Here is a 23130-nt window from a genome sequence, read left to right as displayed (position 1 = left end):
TCCGAGTCGGACGGTCGGACCGCTGCGAAAGGGGGGGCCGCGATGGATCGCCGTCTCGACCTGGCCATGCTCCTCGTGCTCACCTTCTCCACCGGGATGGTCGACGCGATCGGCTACCTCGGCTTCGACAAGATCTTCACCGCGAACATGACGGGCAACGTCGTCATCCTCGGCATGGCGCTCACCGGCGCGGACGACCTGCCGGTGCTGCGGCCTGCGCTCGCGCTCGCCTTCTTCATGGTCGGCGCGGCGATCGGCGGTCGCGTCCTCGGTCAGCGCGGAGCGGACTGGCACCACCGCACGACGGTGATCTTCGCCCTCGTCGCGCTCGGCTGCGCGGGCCTCGCGGTCTACGTCGGCCTCGTCCCGAACCCGGAGATCGGGCTCGCGGGAACGGTCTTCACCTCGGCGCTCTCCGCGCTCATGGGAGTGCAGGCGGCCGCAGCGAGGCGGATGAAGATCGCCGACATCACCACCGTCGTCGTCACCTCGACGATCGTCGGCCTCGCCTCGGACTCGCGGCTGGCCGGCGGCGACAGCACGAACTGGGTGCGTCGCGTCCTAGCCGTCGCTCTCATCCTCGTCGGTGCCCTCGCCGGTGCCGCCTCCCTGCTCATCAATCAGTGGATCGGCATCGCGATCGTCGCCGTCATCATCGCCGTCGCCGCATTCATCGGTCACCGCGGGATGCATCGCCGCACACTCGCCGAGGCGGCCACCACTCCCGCCGACGCCCGTGCCTGACCAGCGTCGCTCCCCGGTCAGGGCCCCCGCCCAGGGCCTCCCCGCTCGATCCACGCCGCGCGTGAAATCCGCGTCGCCCGAGACGCGGAATTCAGGCCCCGCGTGGATCGGCAGCCGGCCGCGTCGCGAGCACGTCGATTTTCGAGCCCCGCGTGGATCGAGCGGGGAACCCGGCCCGGCAGCCGCCCGACTCCAACACGTTTCGAGGACGCTGAGTGTCGATTCTGAGGTCGCGGATCGACACTGCGCGTCCTTAGGTCCGTTCGGCGGCGGCGCGGACGGCGCGGCGACGCGGGCGGCGCGGGCGGTGCGCACCACCTGCGCCTCCTCAGCACTCGGGTCTCACCCGCGCAGGCGGGTCATCTCCGGGTCGTAGAGCGGTTCGGCCGTGACGGTGGCGGGCACTCGGCGGCCGAAGTACTCGATCTCGACAGCGTCGCCGACGCCCAAAGTGTTCGGCAGCCACGCGTAGGCGATCGCCTTCCCGATCGTGTACCCGTACGCCGCCGAGGTGACGTACCCGTCCGCCCGAGTCGCGGAGTCCTCGGATCCGCCGTTCGCCTCGGCGCTCGCGTCCTTCGACGCGCCGTCCGCGACGTACACAGGTTCCTTGCCGAGCACGATGTCGCTCGGCTCGTCGAGGGTGAGGCACGTGAGCCTCTTCGTCGTTCCCGCCGCCCGATCGGCGAGCGCCGCCTTGCCGACGAAGTCGTCGGTCTTCGAGGCCTTGACGGCGAACCCGAGACCGGCCTGCTCCGGTTCGTGCTCGCTCGTCATGTCGGTGCCGAATGACCGGAACCCTTTCTCGAGCCGCAGCGAGTTGAATGCCTCGCGGCCGGCGGCGATGATCCCGAACTCCTGCCCAGCCTCCCAGAGCACATCCCAGAGCCTGTGTCCGAGATCCGCCGAGGTGTAGAGCTCCCAACCGAGTTCCCCGACGTAGGACAGGCGCATCGCCGTGACGGGGATGCCCGCGACCGAGATCTGCTTCGTCCGGAAGTACTTGAGTCCCTCGTCACTGAGGTCGTCGTCGCTCACGGCGGCGATGACGTCGCGGGCGCGCGGTCCCCACAGCCCGATGCAGCATGTGCCCGGGGTCGTCTCCCGCACGGTCACCCACTGGCTTGGGTCCTCCTCGGTCTGCCGCTTGGCCGCCCTGGTGATGTAGGCGAGGTCGATGTTGCTGTTCGCTCCCACCTGGTAGGTCTCCTCGTCGAGGATCGCCACGGTGATGTCCGAGGTGATCCCGCCCGCCTCGTCGAGCAGCAGCGTGTAGCTCACCGCCCCCGGTTTGCGCAGCATCGACGACGTCGTCAGCCCGTGGAGCAGCCGGCCGGCGCCGGGACCCTTGACCTCGAAGCGCTTGAGCTGGGTCATGTCGTACATCGCGACGTTGGTCCGCGTCTTCCACGCCTCGACCGCGGCGATGGGCGAATGGAACTGGTTCGCCCAGTCGTCGCGCTCGGGAGCCCGCCATTCCTCGGGCAGCTCGTCGAGCAGTGCGGCGTTCGCCTCGTACCAGTGCGGGCGCTCCCATCCCGCGGCCTCGAGGAAGAACGCGCCGAGCTCCCGCTGCTGGGCATTGAACGGGCTCATCCGCACATCGCGGGGCGAGACCCTGGGCTGGAGCGGGTGGAGGACATCGTAGATCTCGCGGAAGTTCTGCTGCGAGGTCTCGCTGACGTACTCGGGAGCCGTCTGGATGTCTTCGAACCGATTGAGGTCGAGGCCCGAGAGGTCGGTCTCGGAGTGGCCGTGCGCGATGAGCTCGGCGACGGCCTTCGCGACACCTGCGGCATGGGTGACCCACACCGCCTCGGCGACGAAGAAGCCGTCGACGTTCCGGGACTGACCGACCAACGACCCGCCGTCGGGAGTGAAGGAGAAGATCCCGTTGAACCCGCGCTGGATCTGCGTCTGCGCGAGTTCGGGGAGGATCTCCTGGCTGATCTCCCATTCGCGGGCGAAGTCCTCGGGGGTGAAGGTCAGCGACGAGGGCATCCGCTCGTCCGTGATCTCGTCGGGCGAGTACTGCGGCAGCGTGTCGAGGTCGACGGGCATGGGCCGGTGCGCGTACGAGCCGATGCCGATCCGCTCACCCCACTCCCGGTAGTAGAGGTCCTCGTCCTGGTAGCGCAGGATCGGGGCGCTCGCTCCTTTCGGCAGTTCGTTCTTGCCCTCCAGGCTCGGCACTTCCGTCGACCACGCGAACTGGTGGGCGAGCGGCAGCAGCGGGATGGGGGTGTCGGCCATGGCGCCGATCTTCGGCCCCCAGAAGCCCGCGCAGCTGACGACGATGTCGGCAGGGAACCGCTCGTCCCCGGCGATGACGGCCGAGACCTTCCCACCGGAGTGTTCGATGTCGGTGACGACCGTGCGGTCGCGGAACTCGACGCCCGCGGCCTGGGCGCGGGCGATGACGAGCTGGGTCCCCTGGGCGGCGAGCGCGAGCCCGTCACCGGGAGTGAAGAGCCCGCCGAGAACCATCTCGGGATTGAGCATGGGGAACCGGCGCAGACACTCCTCGGCGTCGATGACCTCGGCGTCGACGCCCCACGCCCGATTCCAGCCGGCCCGCCGCTCGAGGTCGTGGAGGCGCTCGGGTTTCGTCGCGATCTCGAGCCCGCCGACGGGCAGGAACGAGCCCTTGCCGCCAGGTCCGGTGAGCGAGGTGAGCTTCTCGATCGTGTACTGCGCGAACTCCGTCATCGACTTCGACGGGTTCGACGAGAAGACGAGGCCGGGAGCGTGCGACGTCGACCCGCCCGGGATCGTCAGCGGCCCCTGCTCGAGGACAAGCGTGTTGGTCCAGCCCAACCGGGCGAGTTCGTCGGCGAGGTTGGCCCCGACGATGCCCGCTCCGATGATGACGACCCGTGGGGAGGAATTCGACACTGGGTTCTCCTTGCTGTGGTGAAGCTGCGGTGGAAATCTGGGGTGACGCCCTCAGGCGTCGATGACGAGATCGGACTTCGCCGTCGAGCAGCAGGGAAGGAACTTCCCCGCTTCGATCTCGCGTGAGCGGATGCCGCCCTGATGGTTCATGTCGACCTCCCCGTCGAGTTTGACGACCTTGCACGAACCGCACATGCCCTCCTGGCAGTTCGCCCCGATGCGCACCCCGGCCTTCCTCGCGGCGTCGAGGATGACGACGTCGGAGGCGACGCGGACGTTGATGCCCGAGCGCAGGAAGGCCATCGTGTGCTCGCCTTCTCCCACGGTAGCGAAGCCGGAGGTCTCCTGGGGTCTCGATTCGCCATCGACTTCGGCCACCCCGGCTGCCGCCTCGGCGAGGGCAGCAGGGGCGTCGACGGGGACGGGAGCGTCGGCGGGCACGGCCTCGAGGGGTGCGCCGACCGCCTCGACGGGACCCTCGGCGCCGTACTCGGGTTCGTAGAGGTCGAAGGCCGCCGGCTGCTGTTCGTAGTACTCCTCGGCCGAGGACGCGATCTCGCCGGCGATCTCACCGGCCAGGGCGACCTCCTCGGCGTATTCGAGGCGGGTGGCGCGGTCGCCGGAGAAGAACTCCATGAAGATCGACGTGTCGTCGACCCCGACCCGGGCCAGGCAGTCCGTCGCGGTGTTGAGGTAGCCCTCGGGCCCGCACGCGAAGACCTGACGGCCGTTGGCGTCGGGGACGACCTCGTCGAGGAGCTCGGCCGAGAGTCGTCCTGTCCGCCCCGTCCACTCCGATGACTGCGGGTCCGTCTGCGCCCGATCGCCGAGGCAGTAGACGACCTGGATCCGGAAGTCGGCCTTCTCGAGGAAGTCGAGTTCGTCGGTGAACGCGAAGCGGTCGGGGGCCGAGCCGTGATAGACGAGGATGACGTCGGCCTGCCCGGGCAGCGAGTGGATGGTGCGGATCATCGACATGAGCGGGGTGATCCCGGCGCCGGCGGCGAGGAAGAGATAGCGCGCGCGTCGGTCCCAGTCGGCGAGGTGGAAGGCCCCGACGGGTCCGAGCATCTCGAGCACCGTGCCCGGCCGGATCGACTCGTGCGCCCACGGGGAGACCAGGCCGGACGGGTCGAGTTTGATCGTCACGGAGAACGTCCACGGTTCGGTGGGCGCGGACGAGAGCGAGTAGCTGCGGGACTCCGGCTCCGCCTCGGCGCCGTAGATGGGGAAGTCGATGTTGACGTACTGACCCGACCGGAACGCGAGCGGGGCACCGTCGGTGCGGCGGAAGACGAAGGTCATCATGTCCCCGGCCTCGGGGATCGTCTCGACGCATTCGGCGGTGAACTCCTGCGGATGCCACGGACCGAGCGCCGTCGCCGCCCCGGCCGGACCCGCGGTCGAACCGAGCACCCGGTTCCACGGCATCTCGAGGCCCCGGATCCGCTGCGCGAGCGGGATCGTGGGGTCATCGATCGTCCTCATTCCACGTGCTCCCGCATCCTCATCACGTACCAGTTGATGAAGGCTTCGACCTGATATTCGCTCTTCATGTACGGGCCCTGCTCGTAGAAGGGGCTGCCCGCGCCCTGCTGGCAGAGCTCGACGAAGGCCTTGTCCTGGAGGTTCGTCTGCTTCCACGTGTGCGTGAGCGTCTCGAGGTCGTAGTCGACGCCTTCGACGGCGTCGTCGGCGACGAGCCACGTCGTGCGCACGAGCGTCTGGTGCGCGTTGATCGGGTACGCCCCGAAGGTGATGACATGATCGCCGAGGAGGTGGAACCAGCTGTTGGGCTGCAGGTGCATCGAGCACCGGCCGAGGCGGAAGTCGGGCAGGTCGCCGAGCAGCTTCTTCGACAGCCGGCGCCCGTCGGCGGAGAACGACTCCCCCTCCCCGTCGAGGGATTCCCGGGAGATGCGGATGCCGGCGACCCGAGTGTCGAGCTCCTCGATGACCTCGTAGGGCAGACCGTAGCGGCGGCACCGGTACTCGAGGGAGGCCTGCGCCTGCTGGTTGCGCTCCCACACGTCGGCCAGGTGCGGGGGCACTGTCTCATCGGTGAGCCCCCACGTGGGAAAGAGCGAGCAGGCGAGTTCGGGGTGGCCGTCGCAGTGGTAGCACTCGCGGTTGTTCTCCATGACGAGCTTCCAGTTGCCCTCCTCGACGATGGTCTGCTGGTAGGCGACCTTCGTCTTCGCCAGCTCGTGCGGGGCGATGTAGGGGGCGAAGAGCTCTGCCACCTCGGCGAAGTCCGCAGGCGGTTCATCGGCGAGGCAGAGGAAGACGAGGCCGGCGACGACCGTTGCATGGGCGCGCTTGAGCGCGTAGCAGGCCTTGTCGAAGGTCATCTCCCCCGGCGCCGAGGCGTGGATGAGGTCCCCGTCGGGCGAATAGGTCCACGAATGGTAGCCGCACACGAGGTTGCCCGTCGTCCCCGACTCAGCGGTGAGCACGCGGGCGCCGCGGTGGCGGCAGACGTTGTGGAGGACGTTGACGCCGCCGTCGTCGGTGCGGAGCACGATGAGCGAGTAGGGACCGTAGTCGAGGGTGATGTAGTCCCCGGGTTCGGGGATCTCGGCGACGCTGCACGCGAAGACCCAGTGCCGGCCGAAGATCGCCTGCATGTCGAGGTTGAAGAGGTGGTCGTCGGTGTAGAACGGGGCCTCGAGTGAGAATCCCTGACGTCTGGTGTCGAGGAGGAGGCGGATCTCGTCGAGTCTCTCCTCGCTGATGCCGGCCGGAAAGCCCTTCTTCGTCGGTGCCAGATTGGTCGCGGTCAAATTCCCATCCCCCTCGATGCCGGTGAGTGTGCGATCAGCGGCGCCATCGCCCTGCAGCCGTGTCGCTGCTGTCACGATAGAACAGCTTGACACTGCACGAAAAGCGCGAGATCCTGCGGGACAATGTGCGGAATGAGTGCATAATGTCTCCATGATCGATCCGCGTCTCATCACGCTGCGGACCTTCGCCGAGACCGGCACGATCGCTGCCACCGCGGAGCTCACCGGATACTCCCCTTCGGCGGTGTCCGCGCAGCTGCGCGACCTCCAGAATTCGCTGGGGATGACGCTTCTGACCAAGGACGGACGCGGTCTGCGGCTGACGGCGACCGGCCGCTATCTCGTCCGCCGCTCCGACCGGCTCCTCTCCGTGTGGGAGGAGATCCGCGCCTCGTCGTTCACCGCCGGCGACCAGGCACCTTCCCATCTCGGCATCGGCGGGTTCTCCACCGCCTCGGCGAACCTCCTCGCTCCGCTCGCCGCGCATCTGCGCAGCACCCACCCCGACGTCCGCGTCCACATCGTCGAGGCGAGTCCGAGCCGGTGCTTCGACCTCCTCGTCGCCGAGCGCATCGACCTTGCCGTCGTCGTCTCCCCGCAAGGCGACTCCCGGGCCGAGAACGATGCGCGCTTCGAGAAGGTCGACCTCCTCGACGACCCGCTCGACGTCATGGTCCCCTCCGACCATCCTGTCGCCGGACGCGATTCGGTGACGCTGTCCGAACTCGCCGGCGAGGACTGGATCACGGCGATGCCCGGCTCGCCCTATCACGCGCTCTTCATCGCCGCGTTCACCGCCGCCGGCGTGACCCCGACGATCGCCCACGAGTCCGTCGAGTGGGAGACCTCGGCGGCACTCGTCGGCGCCGGCGTCGGGGTCAGCCTCGTGCCCCGGCTCGCGAGCCTCGCCGGCGAAGCCAATGTGCGACGGGTGAGGTTGGCCGGAACCGGGCGCCTGAGCAGGAAGATCATCGCCGCGGTGCGCACCGGCAGCCGCGGATCGCCGCTCATCCGGGAGTCCCTGCGCCACCTCAAGGCGACGTCGCAGCGGATTCTCGCCACCCGCCTCGGCGAGGCGGACTGAGACGCCGGGGGCGGGGCGGCGCGGGCGGCTCTGGCACTTCGACGCGGTGAACCGACAAATACGCGGTAAGCAGACCGCGTTTTTGTCGGTTGACCGCGTCGGTGGCTGTGGCGGCACGCTGAGGCGGCACGGCGGCAGCGCGGGCCGGCAGCATGGCGGGGAACCACCTCGACGCTTCGACTCGGTCAACCGCCTCGGCGCTTCGACTCGGTCAACCGACATATACGCGGTGAACCGACCCTCGGGCGACCGCCTCGGCGCTTCGACGCGGTGAACCGACATATACGTGGTTAGCAGACCGCGTTTTTGTCGGTTGACCGCGTCGGTGTCTGTGGCGGCACCGCGAGGCGGGCTGAGACGCCGGGTCTCCGCCCTCGGTATGCGCTTCCGGACCTCCACGGGTTCGATTAACGTGGCAAGCGATGGGGTGTTGACAAACTCTTCCCCGCACCACGAGACTGACACCACGTCTGATACAAGACTGATATTTCAGGAGGCCGATCGGCTCTCCCGCCGAACGTCTCAGCGATTCCGTCCGAACGGAGGCTCAAGGATGAGCAACAAGGCAGTCAGCTACGCAGGTCCCGGCAAGGTCGAGGTCATCGACACCGAATACCCCGAGTTCGTCCTCAAGGACGGTCCGGGCGTCAACCCCGCCAACGTCGGCCGGAAGGTCGATCACGGCGTCATCCTCAAGACGGTCGCGACGAACATCTGCGGCTCTGACCAGCACATGGTCCGCGGTCGCACGACCGCTCCCGAGGGGCTCGTCCTCGGGCACGAGATCACCGGCGAGGTCGTCGAGGTCGGCAGGGACGTCGAGTTCGTCAATGTCGGGGACCTCGTCTCGGTGCCGTTCAACATCTCGTGCGGTCGGTGCCGCAACTGCAAGGAGGGCAAGACGGGCATCTGCCTCAACGTCAATCCCGACCGCCCGGGCTCGGCGTACGGCTACGTCGACATGGGCGGCTGGGTCGGCGGCCAGGCCGAGTACGTGCTCGTGCCCTACGCCGACTGGAACGTCCTCAAGTTCCCCGACAAAGACCAGGCGATGGAGAAGATCCTCGACCTCACGATGCTCTCGGACATCTTCCCCACCGGGTTCCACGGTGCCGTCGGCGCCGGCGTGCAGGTGGGGTCGACGGTCTACGTCGCCGGTGCCGGTCCCGTCGGACTCGCCGCAGCCACCTCGGCGCTGCTCCTCGGTGCCGCCGTCGTCATCGTCGGCGACCTCAACGAGGACCGGCTCGCGCAGGCGCGCAGCTTCGGCTGCGAGACGGTCGACGTCTCGAAGGGCGACCCGAAGGATCAGATCGAGCAGATCCTCGGCACCCCGGAGGTCGACTGCGGCATCGACGCCGTCGGCTTCGAGGCCCGCGGGCACGGCAAGGACGCGAGCCATGAGGCTCCGGCGACCGTGCTCAACTCGCTCATGGAGATCACGCGGGCCGGCGGCAGCCTCGGCATCCCCGGGCTCTACGTCACCGGCGATCCGGGTGCCGTCGACGAGGCGGCGAAGGAAGGGTCGCTGTCGATGCGCTTCGGCCTCGGCTTCGCGAAGTCCCACGTCTTCGTCACCGGCCAGTGCCCGGTGATGAAGTACAACCGCGGCCTCATGCAGGCGATCCTCCACGACAAGGTCTCGATCGCGAAGAACGTCAACGCGACCGCGATCGGCCTCGACGAGGCGCCCCAGGGCTATGCGGACTTCGACTCCGGAGTGGCGAAGAAGTTCGTCCTCGACCCCCACGGGCTCATCCGCGCCTGAGCCCCCGACCATCGACACCGACACTTCGCGCCGAGACCGACACTTCCACCCGTCGGTCTCGATGCGAAGCGTCGGTCTCGGTGCAGCAGCGGCGAGCGCCTTGACCCCTCAGCGCCCGACGCGTCGACGGCGGAGGCGCAGTCGACTCACCGGAACTGCGGGACGACCTCGTCGATGAAGAGCTGCAGCGACGCCTTCTTCTCCTCGTGGGTGAGCGCATTGTCCGACCAGAAGCTGTACTCGTCGTAGCCGAGGTCTTCGTAGTGCCGGATGCGCTCGGTCACCTCGGCGGGAGTCCCGATCATCGCTGACTGGTGCAGCGACTCGAGGGAGAACTCCGGGCGGTCGGCGAACTTCTCCTCGGGCGTCGGGTCGAGGAACCCGTCGACCGGATCCTTCTTCCCGAACGCCCACGCGGAGAAGGTGCGGTAGTACTTGTTGATGCCCGCAGCTCCGACCTTCCAGCCCTCGGGGTCTTCGGGCGAATGGACGTAGGTGTGGCGGAGCACCATGATCTCCGGGCGCTTCTCGACTTCAGGGTGCGCGGCGAGCGCGGTCTCGAACTTGTTCATGAGGTCCTCGACCTCGCGATCGTCCTTCATCAGCGGTGTGACCTGGACGTTGCAGCCGTTGGCCACGGCGAAGTCGTGGGTCTCGGGACTGCGGGCGGCGAGCCAGATCGGCGGTGTCGGCGTCTGCACGGGCTTCGGCACGGCCGTCGAGACCGGGAACTGCCAGTGCTCGCCGTCATGGGCGTAATCGCCCTGGAGGAGCGCACGCATGGCCGGGACGAGCTCCCGCAGATACTCTCCTCCGTCGGCTGCGGGCATGCCCCCGGCCATCCGGTCGAACTCGAACTGATACGCGCCGCGGGCGATGCCGACCTCGGCCCGGCCGCCGCTGATGACGTCGAGGAGGGCGACCTCTCCTGCCGCGCGCAGCGGATGCCAGAACGGGGCGATGATCGTGCCCGATCCGAGCCTGATCGTCGACGTCTGCGCGGCGAGGGCGGCGAGCTGGGGCATCGGGCTCGGCGAGGAGACGTACTCCATCGAATGGTGCTCACCGATCCAGACGGTGCCGAATCCGCCGGCCTCGGCCATCTTGACGAGTTCGACGAGGTTCTGCCAGTGCTGTTCGGGGCTGATCGAATCGTCCCAGCGTTCCATGTGGAGGAAGAGCGAGAAGCGCATCGTTGGTCCTTTCCACCCGGAGCCTCGACTCCGGGACAGTGCTCAGTGGGTGGTGTCGTCGCGTTCGGCGATCGTGGTGTTCGTCCGCGACCAGAGTTCCTTCTCGACCTCGCGGACGATCACGGTGATGTTCTCGTCGGCGGCGCCGGTGGTCGTCGCCGCGACCTCATGGACTCCGGCGATGAGCGCGCGCAGCTGCTCGGGTGTGCGTCCCTTGGCGATGGAGATGTCGATGAGCGGCAATGTCCTCACCTCCCGAGGACGAACGGGTCGGCGACGGGCCCTTCGTCGGTGTTGATCCAGATGCTCTTGAGGCGGGTGTACTCGTGCATCGACTCGATTCCGTGCTCGATGCCGACACCGGAGTTCTTGAACCCCTGGCGCGGGGACATCGGCGACATCGCCCGATACATGTTGATCCAGATGGTGCCGGCCTCGAGCCGCTGGGACATGCGCATGCTGCGGGCGAGGTTCGTCGTCCACACGCCGGCCGCCAGTCCGTACTCGGTGTCGTTGGCGAGTTCGAGCACCTCCTCCTCGGTGTCGAAGGGCATGACGGCGGCCACCGGTCCGAAGATCTCCTCCTGGGTGATGCGCATGTCGTTCGTCGTGTCGGTGAGCACGGTGGGCTGGAAGAAGTAGCCGGGCAGGTCGACCTCGGGCCGGCCTCCCCCGTAGGCGATGCGACCGCCCTCTGCGACGCCGATGCCGACGTACTCGCTCACCTTGTCCAGCTGCGCTTGGAAGGCGAGCGGACCGAGTTCGGTCTCCTCGGCCATCGGGTCGCCGATGACGATGGAGGCGGCTCGGGCCGTGACCTTCTCGAGCAGCTCGTCGTAGATCCCCCGCTGGGCGAACACCCGGGAGCCCGCGATGCACGTCTGGCCGGCGGCGGCGAAGATTCCGGCGATGACGCCCATGGCCGCATTCGACACGTCTGCGTCGTCGAAGACGATGTTCGGGCTCTTGCCTCCCAGCTCGAGTGTCGATCCGATGAATCGTCCGGCCGCCGAGGCGGCGATCGCCGATCCCGTCCGCGTCGACCCCGTGAACGAGATCTTCGCGAGCTTCGGCGAGTCGACGAGGGCCTGTCCCGCCTCGGCGCCGAGACCGGTGACGACGTTGACGACTCCGGCGGGGAAGCCGGCCTCGTACGCGAGTTCGGCCAGCCGCAGGATCGTCCTCGACGTGTATTCGCTCGGCTTGATGACGGCGGTGTTGCCGGCGGCGAGGGCGGGCGCGAGCTTCGAGAGCGTCAGCGTCATCGGAGAGTTCCACGGCGTGATGAGGCCGACGACGCCGAGCGCCTCCCGCTGGGTGAAGTTGATGACCTCGGGCGAGTTCGTCGGGATCTGCGACCCCTGGACCTTGTCCGCGAGACCCCCGTAGTAGTAGAGGTACTCGGGCAGGCCCGCGAGCTGCCCGACCATCTCCCGCAGCAGCTTGCCGTTGTCCTGGCTCTCGAGCCGCGCGAGTTCGTCGGCGTTCTCGCCGATGAGGTCGCCGAACCTGCGCAGGAGGTGCCCGCGCTGGGTGGGCGTCGTCCGCTGCCATCCGCGGGAGGCGAACGCCGCGGCGGCGGCATCGACGGCCCTGGTCACGTCGGCTTCGGTGCCGCGTGCGAATTCGTAGAGCGTCTCCAGCGTGGCGGGGTTCGTGCTGGTGAGATAGCCTCCGTCGCTCGGGGCGCTGTGCTCCCCCGCGATGAAGTGGTCGAGTCTGGTCGTCATTCCGCGCTCCTCTCGGTCGGATCGGTCTCGGTCGGTGTGCTGCCGGGCTCGGCGGGAACAGCGTCCGTGTCGTCGTTGTCTGCGGTGATCCCGTCACCGGCGGTTCCGTGTCTCGCCTTGTCGATGAGGGCGCCGAGGCGGTCGACGAGTTCGTGAGGATTCGTCACCGGCAGCATGTGCCGGGCGCCGGGGACGATGTCGACCTCGGTGCCCGCGATCCTGTCCCTCAGTCGGAAGCTCATCTCCGGTGTCGACCCGGGATCGAGCTCACCGGTGATCGCAAGAGTGGGGACGGCGATGCCCGAGAGCTCCGGTTCGATGTCGCGGTCTCCGGTGGCGAAGACCGTGTAGGCATGGCCGTAGGACTCCGGATCGTTGCGCAGCAGCACCTCGCGGGTCTCCGCGCGCCACTGCTCGGAGTCGGCGTCTTCTCCGGTGGGAAACCACCGGTCGAGGGCGCGCTCCATGCTGCCGGCGAAGTCCTCACGCGCTCCGACCAGCCGCTGCCGGACCGCGTCCGACTCCTCCTCGGTGCGTGCGCACACGGAGCTCACGCACGTGAGGCTCCGGACCCGCCCGGGCTGGGTCACGGCCAGCTTCTGCGCGATGAGCGCGCCGAGCGAGAATCCGACGAGGTGGACCGGACCGGGCGGCAGACGGAGGGCGACGTCAGCGGCCATCTCCGCCAGCGTCGTCGGTGCCGTCAGCGGCGGCTGAGCGCCGTGGCCGGGCAGGTCGAGCGCCATGGTCCTCCGGCCGAGGAGAGCCTCGACGCGCGCCCACACGGTCCGGTCGAGCCCCACCCCGTGGAGCAGGACGACGGGGACGTCATCGTCTTCCCGCATGATCGCTGCGCCCTACTTGTCCGCCGACAGCGGCGCGAGCCTCTGCTGCGGACGACCACCGGTCGATCCGGCGAGGGCGACGACGATCTCATCGGCGTGCGGAGCGTCGGAGATCCGCCATTCGAAGGTCTGGTGATGCGAGCGGATCGTCGCATCGGTGAAGTGCTTGAGCGGGATGTCGAAGATCGCTCCCGCCTCCGCGCGCTTCTCGACGGCGGGCAGGAGGGTGCTCGCCGAGGCGGCATCCCGGAAGTGGTTGCCGAACTTGAGCGTGTGGATGAGCGCCGAGCCGTGTTCGATCTCGCCGCCGAGCCCGACGATCGCCGCCTTCCCGTAGGCTTCGAGCTCACCGCCGAGGGCCTCCATGACGCGCGGCGCAAGCGTGGCTCCGAGGTCGCTCGCCGTCGCGTCGATCCCGGGCCCGAGGTCGTCGACGAATCCCTGTCCGTACCAGGGGTTCTCGATCACCGCGGCGACCGCTGCGACGCGGATCGGCGGGTCGACCGGGCGGCCGCCTTCGGCGAGGATGTCTTCGGTGATCGTCGTGATCTTGCGGATCTTCATGCGATGAGTCCTTTCAGGATGTCGGTGGTCACGGCGCCGTCGGTGCGACGGTCGCCGATGCGCGCGAACGGCCGGGGGCCGCTCGACGCTGCGGCGATGATGCAGATCTCGTCCGCGTGGGGGGCGTCGGGGAGGCGGACCTCGATGGACTGGTAATGGTCACGCGACGTCGCGTGGGTCTTGTGCCACATGGGAACCCGGATGCTCGCCGAGGCGGCCGCCCGACCGTCGGCGAAGCAGAGCACCGAGGTGCCGTCGAGCATCTCCCGCATGATGTTGCCGAAGTACGGGGTGTGGATGAGGGCGCCGGCGTGTTCGAGTTCCCCTGCCGTGCCGACGACCGCGGCCTTGCCGAAGGCCTCGACCCGGTCGGGGGCGCCGAGTGCCAGGAGGAGGCGGTCGGTGAGGACCTTCGCCAGGACGGGGGCGAGCTTCTCGGTCGCCGGACCGAGGTCCTCGTCGGGACCGGTGCCCGTCCACGGATTGCTGACGACGGCGACCGCTGCGGCCTGGATGAGCGGGGCATCGAGCTCGGTGCCGGCCTCGGAGAGGATCTCATTGCGATGGAGGGTGAGCGAGCGGACGCCCAACCGGCGCGCCAGCTCCTCGAAGCTCTGCGGCAGACCCTCATCCGTCGCCGAGTCTGCGGCGACGCCGATCATGGACTCCGCGCTCATCGGCCCTCCTCCTGGTCGGCGAGCTCGTGCGTCTCGGTCAGGGAGAGCAGTGCGGCCCGACTCGAGGCGCTCACGTGCTCGCGCATCGCGATCTCGGCACCGAACCAGTCCTTGTTCTCGATCGCTTCGATCACCGCGTGGTGTTCGCCGACCGATTCGCGCAGACGTCCGGGACGCTGCACGGCGCTGATGACGATCCGGTGGTAGGCGAGCTGATGCATGAGACGCTCATAGGTTTCGACGAGTTTGAGGTTGTCGGCTCCGCGCACCAGCGTCCAGTGGAATTCGTGGACGAGCCGAGCGTAGGTGTCGGCGTCGCCGGCAAGCGCCGCGGCATCGGAGGCGTCGGCGTTGTCCTTGAGCATCGCCAGCTCCGGAATCGCCCCGCGCCGGGCGAAGAGATTCGCCGCCAGGCCCTCGAGTGACTCCTTGAGCTGGAACATCTCGATGATCTCCCTGCGCTGCGGACGTCGGAGGAAGGTCCCCACCCGCGGTCGGATCTCGACGAGGCCCTCGTACTCGAGCTGCTTGAACGCCTCTCTGATCGGCGTGCGGCTGACCCCGAAGGACTCCGCGAGGCTGGACTCGGGGATCATGTCGCCCGGTGCGTAGCCGTCGCTGAGGATGAGCGAGCGAACCCGGTCGAGGAACGACTCGCTGGACTGAGCGTCGCTGGAAATCTGTTGCATACAAGAAAATTACTTGCATACATGACGGGATGTCAACAGTGCCGCAAAAGCATTGATTTTATCGACTTCATTAAACCTGTTGACGAATGCATCCGCCTCATTCTATCGTCTCTGGTATGCAAGAAGCACAAGACCTCACCCACAGCAGTGTGAAGCAGACCATCATCGACGCCTGGCATGCCGTCTGGGACTCCGACGACATCGACGCCTTCGACGCCCTCGTCACCGATGACTACGTGCGCGTCTCGACGAACTCCGGTCACGAGAAGGACGCGGAGGCCATCAAGCAGGAGATCAGGGAGATCCGCTCGGCATTCCCGGATCTCACGACGACGATCGATCACCTCCTCATCGAAGGCAGCGAAGCGGCTGTCTACTGGCATTCGGTCGGCACCTTCACCGAGCCGCTCAACGACGTCCCCCCGACGGGACAGACTGTGACGACGCACGGATCGAACCTCATCACGCTCGACGGGTCGCGGATCAGCCGCGAGCAGGTCACGTGGGATGCCCACGAGCTGCTCGCCGACCTCGGGCTCAAATCGCTGTCCTCGGCATTCGAGGCCGCTCCGGACGACGTCGTCACCGACGACCTCTCGGGCCGCCCGTCCGCTGACTCGCTCAAAGCCTTCAACCGTCAGTTCATCACCGGCGTCACCGTGGTCACGACCACCGACGAGGACGGGAAGCCGCGCGGTCTGGCGGTGAATTCGTACAACTCGGTCTCCCTCGATCCCCCGCTCGTCCTCGTCTGTGTGCAGAAGACGTCCTCGACCTACCCCGCTCTCTTCCGCTCCACCCACATGGGCATCAACATCATGAGCAGGAACCAGCGGGAGACCATCGGGGTGTTCGCGTCGAAGGCGCCTGACAAGTTCGCCAGTCTCGACTGGCACCCTGCGGCGAACGGGTCACCGCTCATCGACGGCTCCGCGGCGTCGATCGAAGTCGAGATCAAGGAGCGCTTCCAGGCGCTCACCCACACGGTCTTCATCGGCAGGGTCCGCAGTGCCGAGGCCACCGACGATGCACCGATGATCTACAAGGCCGGAAAGTTCTTCGACAGCGAGGACCTCCGGTCGCTGGGATGACCGTGAGGGGAGGACCCCACCGAAGCACCTGCACCAGATTCATTCAGAACTGATTCACAAGGAAGTGGAGTTCTCCCATGAAACACGAATCCGACCGCAGCGACGGGGATGACCACGAGGCGCAGCGAGACCACCGGCATGCGCAGCTCCCCGGTCGCGGCATGGAATTCGGAGACGGCATCTCGCCGGCGATGGCCGAGGCGAATGCCCTGCGCAGTCGGCCGGGGGCGGTGTTCTGGATCTCGATCGCCGGTGTCGCAGCGTTCACGCTTTGGGGCGTCATCGCGCCTGAGGGCATGGCGTCGACGATGACGACGGCGATGGACGCGGTCGCCGCGAACGTCGGCTGGTCCTACCTCATCGTCACCCTCGGCTGCATCGGCCTGCTCATCTACCTCGGGTTCGGCCGCTATGGTCGGGTCCGCCTCGGCGCCGAGGACGACCGCCCCGAGTTCAGCACATGGGCCTGGCTGGCGATGATCCTCTCCGCCGTCATGGGCATCGGCCTCATCAGCTACGGCGTGGCGGAGCCGATCTCCCACTTCACCACCCCACCCCATGATCTCGCAGCACCCGGCAGCACCGAGGCGGCCGTCGTCGCCCTCCAGTACTCGTATTTCGACTGGGGACCGCACGCGTGGGCGGTGTTCGGGGTGTTCGGTCTCGCGATCGCCTATTCGACTCACAAGCGCGGCAACACCGGGCTCATCTCTCCGATGCTCCGGCCGATCTTCGGCAAGGCGATGGACGGATGGCTGGGCAAGCTCGTCGACATCATGGCCGTCGTCGCGACGCTCTTCGGAACCACGACGTCACTCGGTCTCGGCGCCTCGCAGATCGCCGAAGGGCTCAATCGTGTGCTCGGGATCCCGAACGAGCTCTTCGTCCAGATCGTCATCATCCTCGGCATCACGGTGATCTTCACTCTCTCCGCCCTCTCGGGCGTCAACCGGGGCATCAAGTTCCTCAGCCAGACGACTGCCGTGCTCTCGATCTTCCTCGGCCTCTTCGTCCTCATCGCGGGGCCCACCGGCTTCATCGGCAACCTCTTCTTCCGCGCCACCGGCCAGTACCTCGGCGAGTTCTTCACCACGAGCCTGCTCACCCCGCTGACCTCCGATGCAGTCGGCTGGTACCAGTACTGGACCTACTTCATGATGGCGTGGTGGCTGAGCTGGGGTGCGTTCGTCGGAGTCTTCCTCGCGAAGATCTCCAAGGGGCGGACCGTGCGCGAATTCGTCCTCGGCGTCATGGGCGTGCCCAGCCTCGTCTTCTTCGCCTGGTTCACGGTCTTCGGCGGGACGGCGATCAAGATCGACATGGACGGCACCGGTGCGATCGGCAAGGCCGCCGCCGAGGACGTCAACTCCGCATTCTTCGAGACCCTGGGCAACCTTCCGCTCACCGGTCTGACGTCGGTCATCGCGATCATCCTCGTCGTCCTCTACTTCGTCTCCGGCGCGGACGCGAACACGTTCGTCCTCAGCATGCTCACCTCGCGGGGCACCCTCGAACCGAGTCGCTGGGTGCTCACCGTGTGGGGTGTGCTCACCGGTACGACGGCGATGGTCCTCTTCTTCGCCGGCGGTCTCGCGGCACTCCAGCAGGCTGCGATGCTCTCGGCACTGCCCTTCGCCGTCATCGTCGCCCTCCTCGGGATCTGCATCGTCAAGACCCTGCACGAGGATCACGACATGGATGCGTTCCGCACGGTGCGGCGCAAGGACCTGCCGCCGAGCCTCACCACCGCCGACGACAGCTGAGTCCCCGGCCATCGACACCGACACTTCGCGCCGAGACCGACACTTCCACCCGTCGGTCTCGGTGCGAAGTGTCGGTCTCGGTGCTCAGTCGGTCGTCTCCCCCGCCTCGTCGAGAAGCCGCGCGTACGCAAGGTGGGCGAGCGCTGCCGCCTGATCGCCGAGGAGGTCGTCGTCGAACTGCACGCGCGGGGAATGGTTCGTCTCCGCGTCCGGGTCGATGCCTTCGGGTGTGGCACCGAGGAAGACGAAGGCACCGGGCACCCTCTCGAGCACGAAGGAGAAGTCCTCGGAACCCATCCGGGGATGCTCGAGGGTGGCGACGTTCTCCTCCCCGAAGAGTCCGCGCAGGCGCTGGGTGACCAGGGCCGCCTCGGCGGGGTCGTTGACCGTGACCGGGAACCCGACCTCGAAGTCCACCGAGGCGGTGCACCGGTGGGCCCGCGCGATTCCCTCGGCGATCTCTCCGACCCGCTCCTGAAGCAGGGCCAGCGATTCGGCGGAGAGGAAGCGGATCGACGCGGCGAGCGACGCATCGTCGGGGATGACGTTCGTCGCCTGCGCGCCCTGCAGCTGAGTGACGGTGACGACGACGGGGTCGAAGATGTCGAACGACCGGGTCGTCATCGTGTTGAGGGCGAGCGCGAGCTCAGCGACCGCGGGCACCGGGTCCCGCGTCGACTGCGGCTGCGAACTGTGCCCGCCGGCCCCGTGGATGGTGACGTGGAGGTCGGCGAACCCGGCCATGAGCGGACCGCCCCTCGTCGTGAACCGGCCGCGGACATCGGCCTCGACGTGGATGCCGTAGGCGGCGACGACCGGCACTCCCGCCGCCTCGAGGACGCCCTCGGCGATCATCGGCTCGGCGCCGCCGTCGCTCTCCTCCGCGGGCTGGAACATGAAGATCACCGAGCCGGGCAGCTCATCGCGGTGTACGGCGAGCAGTCGGGCCGCCCCGACGAGGCCGGCCGTGTGGAGGTCGTGCCCGCATGCGTGCATGTTCCCGTTCGTCGACGCGAAGTCGAGCCCGGTCTCCTCGGTCACCGGCAGCGCATCCATGTCCCCACGCAGCAGCACCGCGGGTCCCGGGCGTCCGCCCCGCAGGACCGCCACCACCGAGGTGAGCGAATCCCCCGTGCTCACGTCGAGTCCCAGCCCCGCGAGGGCCTCGAGCACCTGAGCCTGCGTGAAGGGCAGATCGGTGCCGAGTTCGGGGTTCGCGTGGAGGGTGCGGCGGAGGGTGACGAGGTCGGGGAGGATGGACTGCGCAGCGCTGCGGAGATCAGGGATCGACATGCCTCCGATCCTAGTTCGATGCGCCGGCATCCCCCGCCCGGTCCACCTCCCGAGCGATCGGCCTCTCGCGCTCGTCGGCGCTTGGGCGTAGCGTTGTCGGCAACCGGGCCTGTGGCGGGACCGACGACGCAGCGCCCACGGGCGGGCCCCGACGAAGGAGTCAGCAGTGCGCATCATCATCACGCAGAACGTCACCCTCGACGGCCGGGTCGAGATGCTCGACGACTGGTTCGACCCGCAGGCCCAGGACGATGAGCTCCTCGCCGAGGTGAGGAGCCAGACCGCCCGCGAACAGCTCCTCCTGCTCGGTCGGCAGACGTTCGAGGACTTCCGCAGCTACTGGCCGGGGAAGAACGATGACACGACGGGCATCTCCGCGCAGATGGACAAGGTCGACAAATGGGTGTTCTCCTCGACCATGACCGATCCCCAGTGGGAGAACTCGCGGGTGATGAGCACCGACCCCCGCCTCGTCGTCGCGGGACTGCGCGATCAGCCGGGCCTCGACGCGATCCTCACCGGCAGCATCACGCTCGCCCACGAGCTCATCACCGCCGGCCTCGTCGATGAGTACCGGATGTTCACCTATCCCGTCTGGCAGGGCCGAGGTCGCGGTTTCTTCCCCGACGGGCACCGGCAGCCTCCGCTCACCCTGCTCGATTCGAAGGCGTTCGGCAATGGCGTCGTCTACTCGGCGTACACTCCCGCCGGCGAGGTCCCGACGAGCCTGTGAGCGTCGCGCCCGGGCCGTCCACCCGCCGTCCACCCGCCGGGCGCACAGCTCGCAATGATCCGCGCCTGTTAGCCTGGCAGGCTGAATCGACACACAGGAGTGATTGTGCCAAAGACCAAATGGTGGGTCGGACTCGCCGTGTCCCTCTCCGTCGCAGCGCTTGCCGGGTGCGGATCCTCCGGCGAGGACTCCGGTCCGGCGGTGACTTCGCCGGCGGCCGAAGCGAGCCAGGACGGCGCGCCGAACACCGCCGACATCCCCGACGTCGTCGCCGAGGTCAACGGCGAGACGATCACGAAGGACGACTTCGTCCCCCTCTACGAGACCCAGTACCAGCAGATGATGATGCAGGCCCAGCAGGGTGGTCAGCCCGTCGACGAGGAGGGGCTGAAGAAGCAGACGGCCGAGAACCTCGTGAGCACGAAGCTGCTCAGCCAGGAAGCTGACAAGCGCGGGATCGAAGCCTCCGACGACGACGTCTCCACCGCCCTCGACGAGACCGCCCAGGCCTCCCAGATGAGCAAAGACGACTTCCTCGCGGCGATGGCGGATCAGGGCATGGACGAGAAGAAAGTCCATGAGGAGCTGCGCACCCAGCTGAAGATCGAGGACCTCATCGCCGATGAGTTCGGCGAGTTCGAGGTCACCGACGAGGAGATCGGTGCCGCCTATCAGCGGGCGAAGGATCAGCAGGAGCAGATGGCGTCCCAGTCCGGCCAGGAGGCGCAGGTCCCCTCGCTCGACGAGATGCGCCCGCAGCTCGAAGAGCAGGTCAAGGGTGAGAAGTCGACCGAGGCGACCCAGAAGTTCGCGGGCGAACTGCGTGACAAGGGAGACGTCACGATCAATCTCTGATCTGCGGATTCCGTGCCCACAAGCTCACCTGAAATCATTCAGGGCAGTGATGCCCACTCCCACGCGGATCTCACCTGTAGTGGATCATTCAACCACCCGCCTCGGCGGGGATGACACGCGCGATCCTGAGGAATTTCCCCATGGATCTCGCAATATCCATGTGAGGCCTCTAGTCTGTATGGGATGAACGCGGTTCCCACCGGACCGCATTGGCACACCGCTTCCCCTCGCCGTCGTCGACGACCCGGGAAGCACAGACGAAAAGGGTCCCCATGGCTTCCGTACTCTCTCGGTCAGCGATCGTCGCGCCGAAGGACTTCAACCGATGGCTGATGCCGCCGGCGGCATTGGCGATCCACCTGTGCATCGGCCAGGTCTACGCCTTCAGCGTCTTCAAGAATCCCTTCATGGCGCACTTCGATGCGGGTGAGATCTCGATCGGCTGGATCTTCTCGATCTCGATCCTCATGCTCGGCATCTCCTCGGCGATCTTCGGCACATGGGTCGAGAAGGCCGGGCCCCGCGCCTCGATGGTCGCCGCCGGCACCTGCTGGGTCGCAGGCTTCCTCATCTCCGCCCTCGGGATCATGACCGGGCAGCTGTGGCTCGTCTACTTCGGCTACGGCTTCATCGGCGGCATCGGACTCGGCATCGGCTACATCTCGCCGGTCTCGACCCTGATGAAGTGGTTCCCCGACCGTCCGGGCCTGGCCACGGGCCTGGCGATCATGGGCTTCGGCGGCGGAGCGCTCATCGCGAGCCCCCTGTCGAACCAGCTCATGTCCTTCTACGGCGGCGGCAGCGAACCGGAGAACCTCGTCGCCGGTCTCACCCCGACGTTCCTCACCCTCGGCATCATCTACGCCGTCGTCATCGCCGCCGGCGCCTACGTCATCCGCGTCCCGCACCCGGACTGGAAGCCCGAGGGCTTCGACCCGTCGACGATCAAGGCCAAGCCGATGCAGACGACCGGCAACGTCTCGGCGAAGAACGCCGTGCGCACCCGCCAGTTCTGGCTGCTGTGGATCGTCCTCTTCCTCAACGTCACCGCCGGCATCGGCATCCTCGAGAACGCCGCCCCGATGATCCAGGCCTACTTCGGCATCACGGCCGCAGCCGCCGCCGGATTCGTCGGCCTGCTCTCGATCGGCAACATGGCCGGCCGTTTCGTGTGGTCGACGACGTCGGACTACCTCGGCCGGAAGAACAACTACATGATCTACCTCGGCGGCGGAGCCATCCTCTACCTCGTCGTCGCACTCTTCGGCGGCGGGTCGATCGTCCTCTTCGTCGCAGCGACGCTCCTCATCATCTCGTTCTACGGCGGCGGCTTCGCGACGATCCCCGCCTACCTCAAGGACCTCTTCGGCGTCTTCCAGGTCGGCGCGATCCACGGCCGCCTGCTCACCGCATGGTCGGCAGCAGGTGTCGCCGGTCCGCTCATCGTCAACTCTGTCGTCGAGGCCGGGGAGAAGGCCGGCAAGACCGGACCCGAGCTCTACACTCCGGGCATGTTCATCATGGTCGGCGCCCTGGCCATCGGCTTCGTCGCGAACCTGCTCGTCACCCCGGTCAAGGACAAGTACCTCGAACCCACGACCGCCGAGGCGACCCCGAAGTCCGCATCGACGGCTGAGACCGACTGAAGGAAGGAGGAGAAGACATGAGCAGCTCCGAGACCTGGTCGTCGGTTCCCGCCACCGGCTCCCCGCAGTCGCCCGTCGGCGGCGCCTACAAAGTCATCGGCTCCGCACTCACCGTGGTCGTCGTCGGCGGCCTCGCGTGGGGCCTCACCCTGACCGTGATCAAAGCCGTGGCGATCTTCACCGGCTGAACGTCGCCGACCGGCCCCTCCCCCGCCGAGGCGGCCGGACGACGGCCCCGCCCCGGACCCTCCGTCCGGGCCGGGGCCGTCGGCATGTGCGCACCCCGTCCGGGCACCCTCTTGCCACCCATTAACTTAAGTGCTTAACTTAGTGTCATGGACCTCGCCTTCGAACTCCACGACCTCGTGCGCACCCTCGACCGGTGGGCCGAGCGGATCCTCGCGCCGGAGGGCCTGAGCTACAACCAGTACGTCGCCCTGGTCATCCTCGGCCAGCACCCGGGAATCACCGGACGCACCCTGGCCCGGTCCCTCGGCGTCACCGAGGCGGCCGGCAGCGGCATCGTCAAGGCCCTGCTCAGCGCGGGGTACGTCGACAACCGGGCCGCGGCCGGTTCGGGGAACCGACGCGAACTCCACCTCACCTCGGCGGGTGAGGAGAAGGCCGAGCAGTGCGGACGCCTCCTCGGGAGCTCACTCGACGACAACGCCCGCACGATCGGCCTCGACCCGCAGGCCCTCGCCCAGACGATCCGCGACCTCCACGACGAAGTCCGCACCGTCCGCAACCCGTAACCCCTCTCGCACCTCTCCTCCA

Annotated in this window: 21 protein-coding genes; 10 read left to right on the top strand and 11 right to left on the bottom strand. The window is 67.7% G+C overall.

Going from position 1 to position 23130, the window contains the following annotated elements; genetic code table 11:
- Window positions 1-42: 42 nt before the first annotated feature.
- Window positions 43-744, top strand: a complete 702-nt coding sequence (locus AC0VYB_RS00770; RefSeq protein WP_063248710.1) for a YoaK family protein — start codon at window positions 43-45, stop codon at window positions 742-744.
- 342 nt (window positions 745-1086) lie between these two features.
- Here AC0VYB_RS00770 and AC0VYB_RS00765 read toward each other — a convergent pair whose 3' ends face one another.
- The 3 genes from AC0VYB_RS00765 to AC0VYB_RS00755 are packed head-to-tail and all read right to left on the bottom strand — an operon-like array spanning window position 1087 to window position 6374.
- Window positions 1087-3639 (bottom strand): GcvT family protein, encoded by a 2553-nt coding sequence (locus AC0VYB_RS00765; protein ID WP_009380149.1) that lies wholly within the window; start codon window positions 3637-3639, stop codon window positions 1087-1089.
- A gap of 51 nt (window positions 3640-3690) precedes the next feature.
- Window positions 3691-5127, bottom strand: a complete 1437-nt coding sequence (locus AC0VYB_RS00760) for a flavin reductase family protein (protein ID WP_009380151.1) — start codon at window positions 5125-5127, stop codon at window positions 3691-3693.
- On the bottom strand, window positions 5124-6374 hold the full coding sequence (locus AC0VYB_RS00755) for an aromatic ring-hydroxylating oxygenase subunit alpha (RefSeq protein WP_231882143.1): 1251 nt from the start codon (window positions 6372-6374) through the stop codon (window positions 5124-5126). The genes AC0VYB_RS00760 and AC0VYB_RS00755 overlap by 4 nt, the downstream gene beginning before the upstream one ends.
- Window positions 6375-6573: 199 nt before the next feature.
- Between AC0VYB_RS00755 and AC0VYB_RS00750 the strand changes: the two genes are divergently transcribed.
- Together AC0VYB_RS00750 and fdhA are read left to right on the top strand one after the other, a co-directional pair.
- A complete protein-coding gene (locus AC0VYB_RS00750) occupies window positions 6574-7506 on the top strand; it encodes a LysR family transcriptional regulator (RefSeq protein WP_009380154.1) in 933 nt (310 codons plus the stop codon).
- 553 nt (window positions 7507-8059) lie between these two features.
- Window positions 8060-9274: a formaldehyde dehydrogenase, glutathione-independent gene (gene fdhA, locus AC0VYB_RS00745; RefSeq protein ID WP_201671815.1), complete on the top strand. Its 1215-nt coding sequence runs from the start codon at window positions 8060-8062 to the stop codon at window positions 9272-9274.
- Window positions 9275-9420: 146 nt separating this feature from the next.
- Here fdhA and AC0VYB_RS00740 read toward each other — a convergent pair whose 3' ends face one another.
- From AC0VYB_RS00740 to AC0VYB_RS00710, 7 genes are read right to left on the bottom strand one after another with little or no spacing between them, the layout of a single operon-like run.
- Window positions 9421-10467, bottom strand: a complete 1047-nt coding sequence (locus AC0VYB_RS00740) for an LLM class flavin-dependent oxidoreductase (protein WP_201671816.1) — start codon at window positions 10465-10467, stop codon at window positions 9421-9423.
- 42 nt (window positions 10468-10509) lie between these two features.
- The gene (locus AC0VYB_RS00735) at window positions 10510-10719 is read right to left on the bottom strand and encodes a 4-oxalocrotonate tautomerase family protein (protein WP_260984625.1); all 210 of its coding nucleotides are present in this window, start codon (window positions 10717-10719) and stop codon (window positions 10510-10512) included.
- Entirely contained in the window at window positions 10716-12197 is a 1482-nt protein-coding gene (locus AC0VYB_RS00730; RefSeq protein ID WP_201671817.1) for an aldehyde dehydrogenase, read from the bottom strand. Before AC0VYB_RS00730 ends, AC0VYB_RS00735 begins: the two co-directional genes overlap by 4 nt.
- A complete protein-coding gene (locus AC0VYB_RS00725) occupies window positions 12194-13042 on the bottom strand; it encodes an alpha/beta fold hydrolase (RefSeq protein ID WP_201671818.1) in 849 nt (282 codons plus the stop codon). The genes AC0VYB_RS00730 and AC0VYB_RS00725 overlap by 4 nt, the downstream gene beginning before the upstream one ends.
- A 12-nt stretch (window positions 13043-13054) precedes the next feature.
- Window positions 13055-13606, bottom strand: coding sequence for an amino acid synthesis family protein (locus tag AC0VYB_RS00720; RefSeq protein ID WP_201671819.1), 552 nt, complete (start codon window positions 13604-13606; stop codon window positions 13055-13057).
- Window positions 13603-14283: an amino acid synthesis family protein gene (locus tag AC0VYB_RS00715; protein ID WP_082834830.1), complete on the bottom strand. Its 681-nt coding sequence runs from the start codon at window positions 14281-14283 to the stop codon at window positions 13603-13605. Before AC0VYB_RS00715 ends, AC0VYB_RS00720 begins: the two co-directional genes overlap by 4 nt.
- Window positions 14280-14972 (bottom strand): GntR family transcriptional regulator, encoded by a 693-nt coding sequence (locus AC0VYB_RS00710; protein ID WP_063248716.1) that lies wholly within the window; start codon window positions 14970-14972, stop codon window positions 14280-14282. The genes AC0VYB_RS00715 and AC0VYB_RS00710 overlap by 4 nt, the downstream gene beginning before the upstream one ends.
- Window positions 14973-15088: 116 nt before the next feature.
- On the opposite strand from AC0VYB_RS00710, the gene AC0VYB_RS00705 reads away from it, so the two are divergent.
- On the top strand, window positions 15089-16063 hold the full coding sequence (locus AC0VYB_RS00705) for a flavin reductase (protein WP_063248717.1): 975 nt from the start codon (window positions 15089-15091) through the stop codon (window positions 16061-16063).
- A 77-nt stretch (window positions 16064-16140) separates the two neighbouring features.
- Window positions 16141-17826 carry a BCCT family transporter gene (locus tag AC0VYB_RS00700; protein ID WP_063248718.1) on the top strand — a complete coding sequence of 562 codons (1686 nt, stop codon included), beginning with the start codon at window positions 16141-16143 and terminating at the stop codon, window positions 17824-17826.
- Between the two features lie 84 nt (window positions 17827-17910).
- On the opposite strand, the gene AC0VYB_RS00695 is transcribed toward AC0VYB_RS00700, so the two are convergent.
- The gene (locus tag AC0VYB_RS00695; RefSeq protein ID WP_063248719.1) at window positions 17911-19119 is read right to left on the bottom strand and encodes a M20 metallopeptidase family protein; all 1209 of its coding nucleotides are present in this window, start codon (window positions 19117-19119) and stop codon (window positions 17911-17913) included.
- Between the two features lie 166 nt (window positions 19120-19285).
- Between AC0VYB_RS00695 and AC0VYB_RS00690 the strand changes: the two genes are divergently transcribed.
- From AC0VYB_RS00690 to AC0VYB_RS00670, 5 genes are all read left to right on the top strand, one after another.
- Window positions 19286-19852, top strand: a complete 567-nt coding sequence (locus tag AC0VYB_RS00690) for a dihydrofolate reductase family protein (protein WP_082834831.1) — start codon at window positions 19286-19288, stop codon at window positions 19850-19852.
- Between the two features lie 105 nt (window positions 19853-19957).
- Window positions 19958-20707: a SurA N-terminal domain-containing protein gene (locus AC0VYB_RS00685; protein WP_063248720.1), complete on the top strand. Its 750-nt coding sequence runs from the start codon at window positions 19958-19960 to the stop codon at window positions 20705-20707.
- 272 nt (window positions 20708-20979) lie between these two features.
- Window positions 20980-22353, top strand: coding sequence for an L-lactate MFS transporter (locus AC0VYB_RS00680; RefSeq protein WP_063248721.1), 1374 nt, complete (start codon window positions 20980-20982; stop codon window positions 22351-22353).
- A 17-nt stretch (window positions 22354-22370) separates the two neighbouring features.
- A complete protein-coding gene (locus tag AC0VYB_RS00675) occupies window positions 22371-22541 on the top strand; it encodes a hypothetical protein (protein WP_156491120.1) in 171 nt (56 codons plus the stop codon).
- A 147-nt stretch (window positions 22542-22688) separates the two neighbouring features.
- The gene (locus AC0VYB_RS00670) at window positions 22689-23108 is read left to right on the top strand and encodes a MarR family winged helix-turn-helix transcriptional regulator (protein WP_063248722.1); all 420 of its coding nucleotides are present in this window, start codon (window positions 22689-22691) and stop codon (window positions 23106-23108) included.
- The last annotated feature ends 22 nt before the right edge of the window (window positions 23109-23130 follow it).

Source organism: Brevibacterium sp. Z349TD_9, from assembly GCF_056173565.1.
The sequence above is the reverse complement of the archived record's forward strand: the minus strand, read 5'-3'. Positions and strand labels throughout refer to the sequence as shown.

What these genes read in the sequence shown, in the direction of transcription:
- AC0VYB_RS00770 (WP_063248710.1), top strand. Translation starts at nt 43, where the DNA reads ATGGATCGCCGTCTCGACCTGGCCATGCTCCTCGTGCTCACCTTCTCC.
- AC0VYB_RS00760 (WP_009380151.1), bottom strand. Translation starts at nt 5,127, where the DNA reads ATGAGGACGATCGATGACCCCACGATCCCGCTCGCGCAGCGGATCCGG.
- AC0VYB_RS00750 (WP_009380154.1), top strand. Translation starts at nt 6,574, where the DNA reads ATGATCGATCCGCGTCTCATCACGCTGCGGACCTTCGCCGAGACCGGC.
- fdhA (WP_201671815.1), top strand. Translation starts at nt 8,060, where the DNA reads ATGAGCAACAAGGCAGTCAGCTACGCAGGTCCCGGCAAGGTCGAGGTC.
- AC0VYB_RS00740 (WP_201671816.1), bottom strand. Translation starts at nt 10,467, where the DNA reads ATGCGCTTCTCGCTCTTCCTCCACATGGAACGCTGGGACGATTCGATC.
- AC0VYB_RS00730 (WP_201671817.1), bottom strand. Translation starts at nt 12,197, where the DNA reads ATGACGACCAGACTCGACCACTTCATCGCGGGGGAGCACAGCGCCCCG.
- AC0VYB_RS00725 (WP_201671818.1), bottom strand. Translation starts at nt 13,042, where the DNA reads ATGCGGGAAGACGATGACGTCCCCGTCGTCCTGCTCCACGGGGTGGGG.
- AC0VYB_RS00720 (WP_201671819.1), bottom strand. Translation starts at nt 13,606, where the DNA reads ATGAAGATCCGCAAGATCACGACGATCACCGAAGACATCCTCGCCGAA.
- AC0VYB_RS00715 (WP_082834830.1), bottom strand. Translation starts at nt 14,283, where the DNA reads ATGAGCGCGGAGTCCATGATCGGCGTCGCCGCAGACTCGGCGACGGAT.
- AC0VYB_RS00710 (WP_063248716.1), bottom strand. Translation starts at nt 14,972, where the DNA reads ATGCAACAGATTTCCAGCGACGCTCAGTCCAGCGAGTCGTTCCTCGAC.
- AC0VYB_RS00705 (WP_063248717.1), top strand. Translation starts at nt 15,089, where the DNA reads ATGCAAGAAGCACAAGACCTCACCCACAGCAGTGTGAAGCAGACCATC.
- AC0VYB_RS00700 (WP_063248718.1), top strand. Translation starts at nt 16,141, where the DNA reads ATGAAACACGAATCCGACCGCAGCGACGGGGATGACCACGAGGCGCAG.
- AC0VYB_RS00695 (WP_063248719.1), bottom strand. Translation starts at nt 19,119, where the DNA reads ATGTCGATCCCTGATCTCCGCAGCGCTGCGCAGTCCATCCTCCCCGAC.
- AC0VYB_RS00680 (WP_063248721.1), top strand. Translation starts at nt 20,980, where the DNA reads ATGGCTTCCGTACTCTCTCGGTCAGCGATCGTCGCGCCGAAGGACTTC.
- AC0VYB_RS00675 (WP_156491120.1), top strand. Translation starts at nt 22,371, where the DNA reads ATGAGCAGCTCCGAGACCTGGTCGTCGGTTCCCGCCACCGGCTCCCCG.
- AC0VYB_RS00670 (WP_063248722.1), top strand. Translation starts at nt 22,689, where the DNA reads ATGGACCTCGCCTTCGAACTCCACGACCTCGTGCGCACCCTCGACCGG.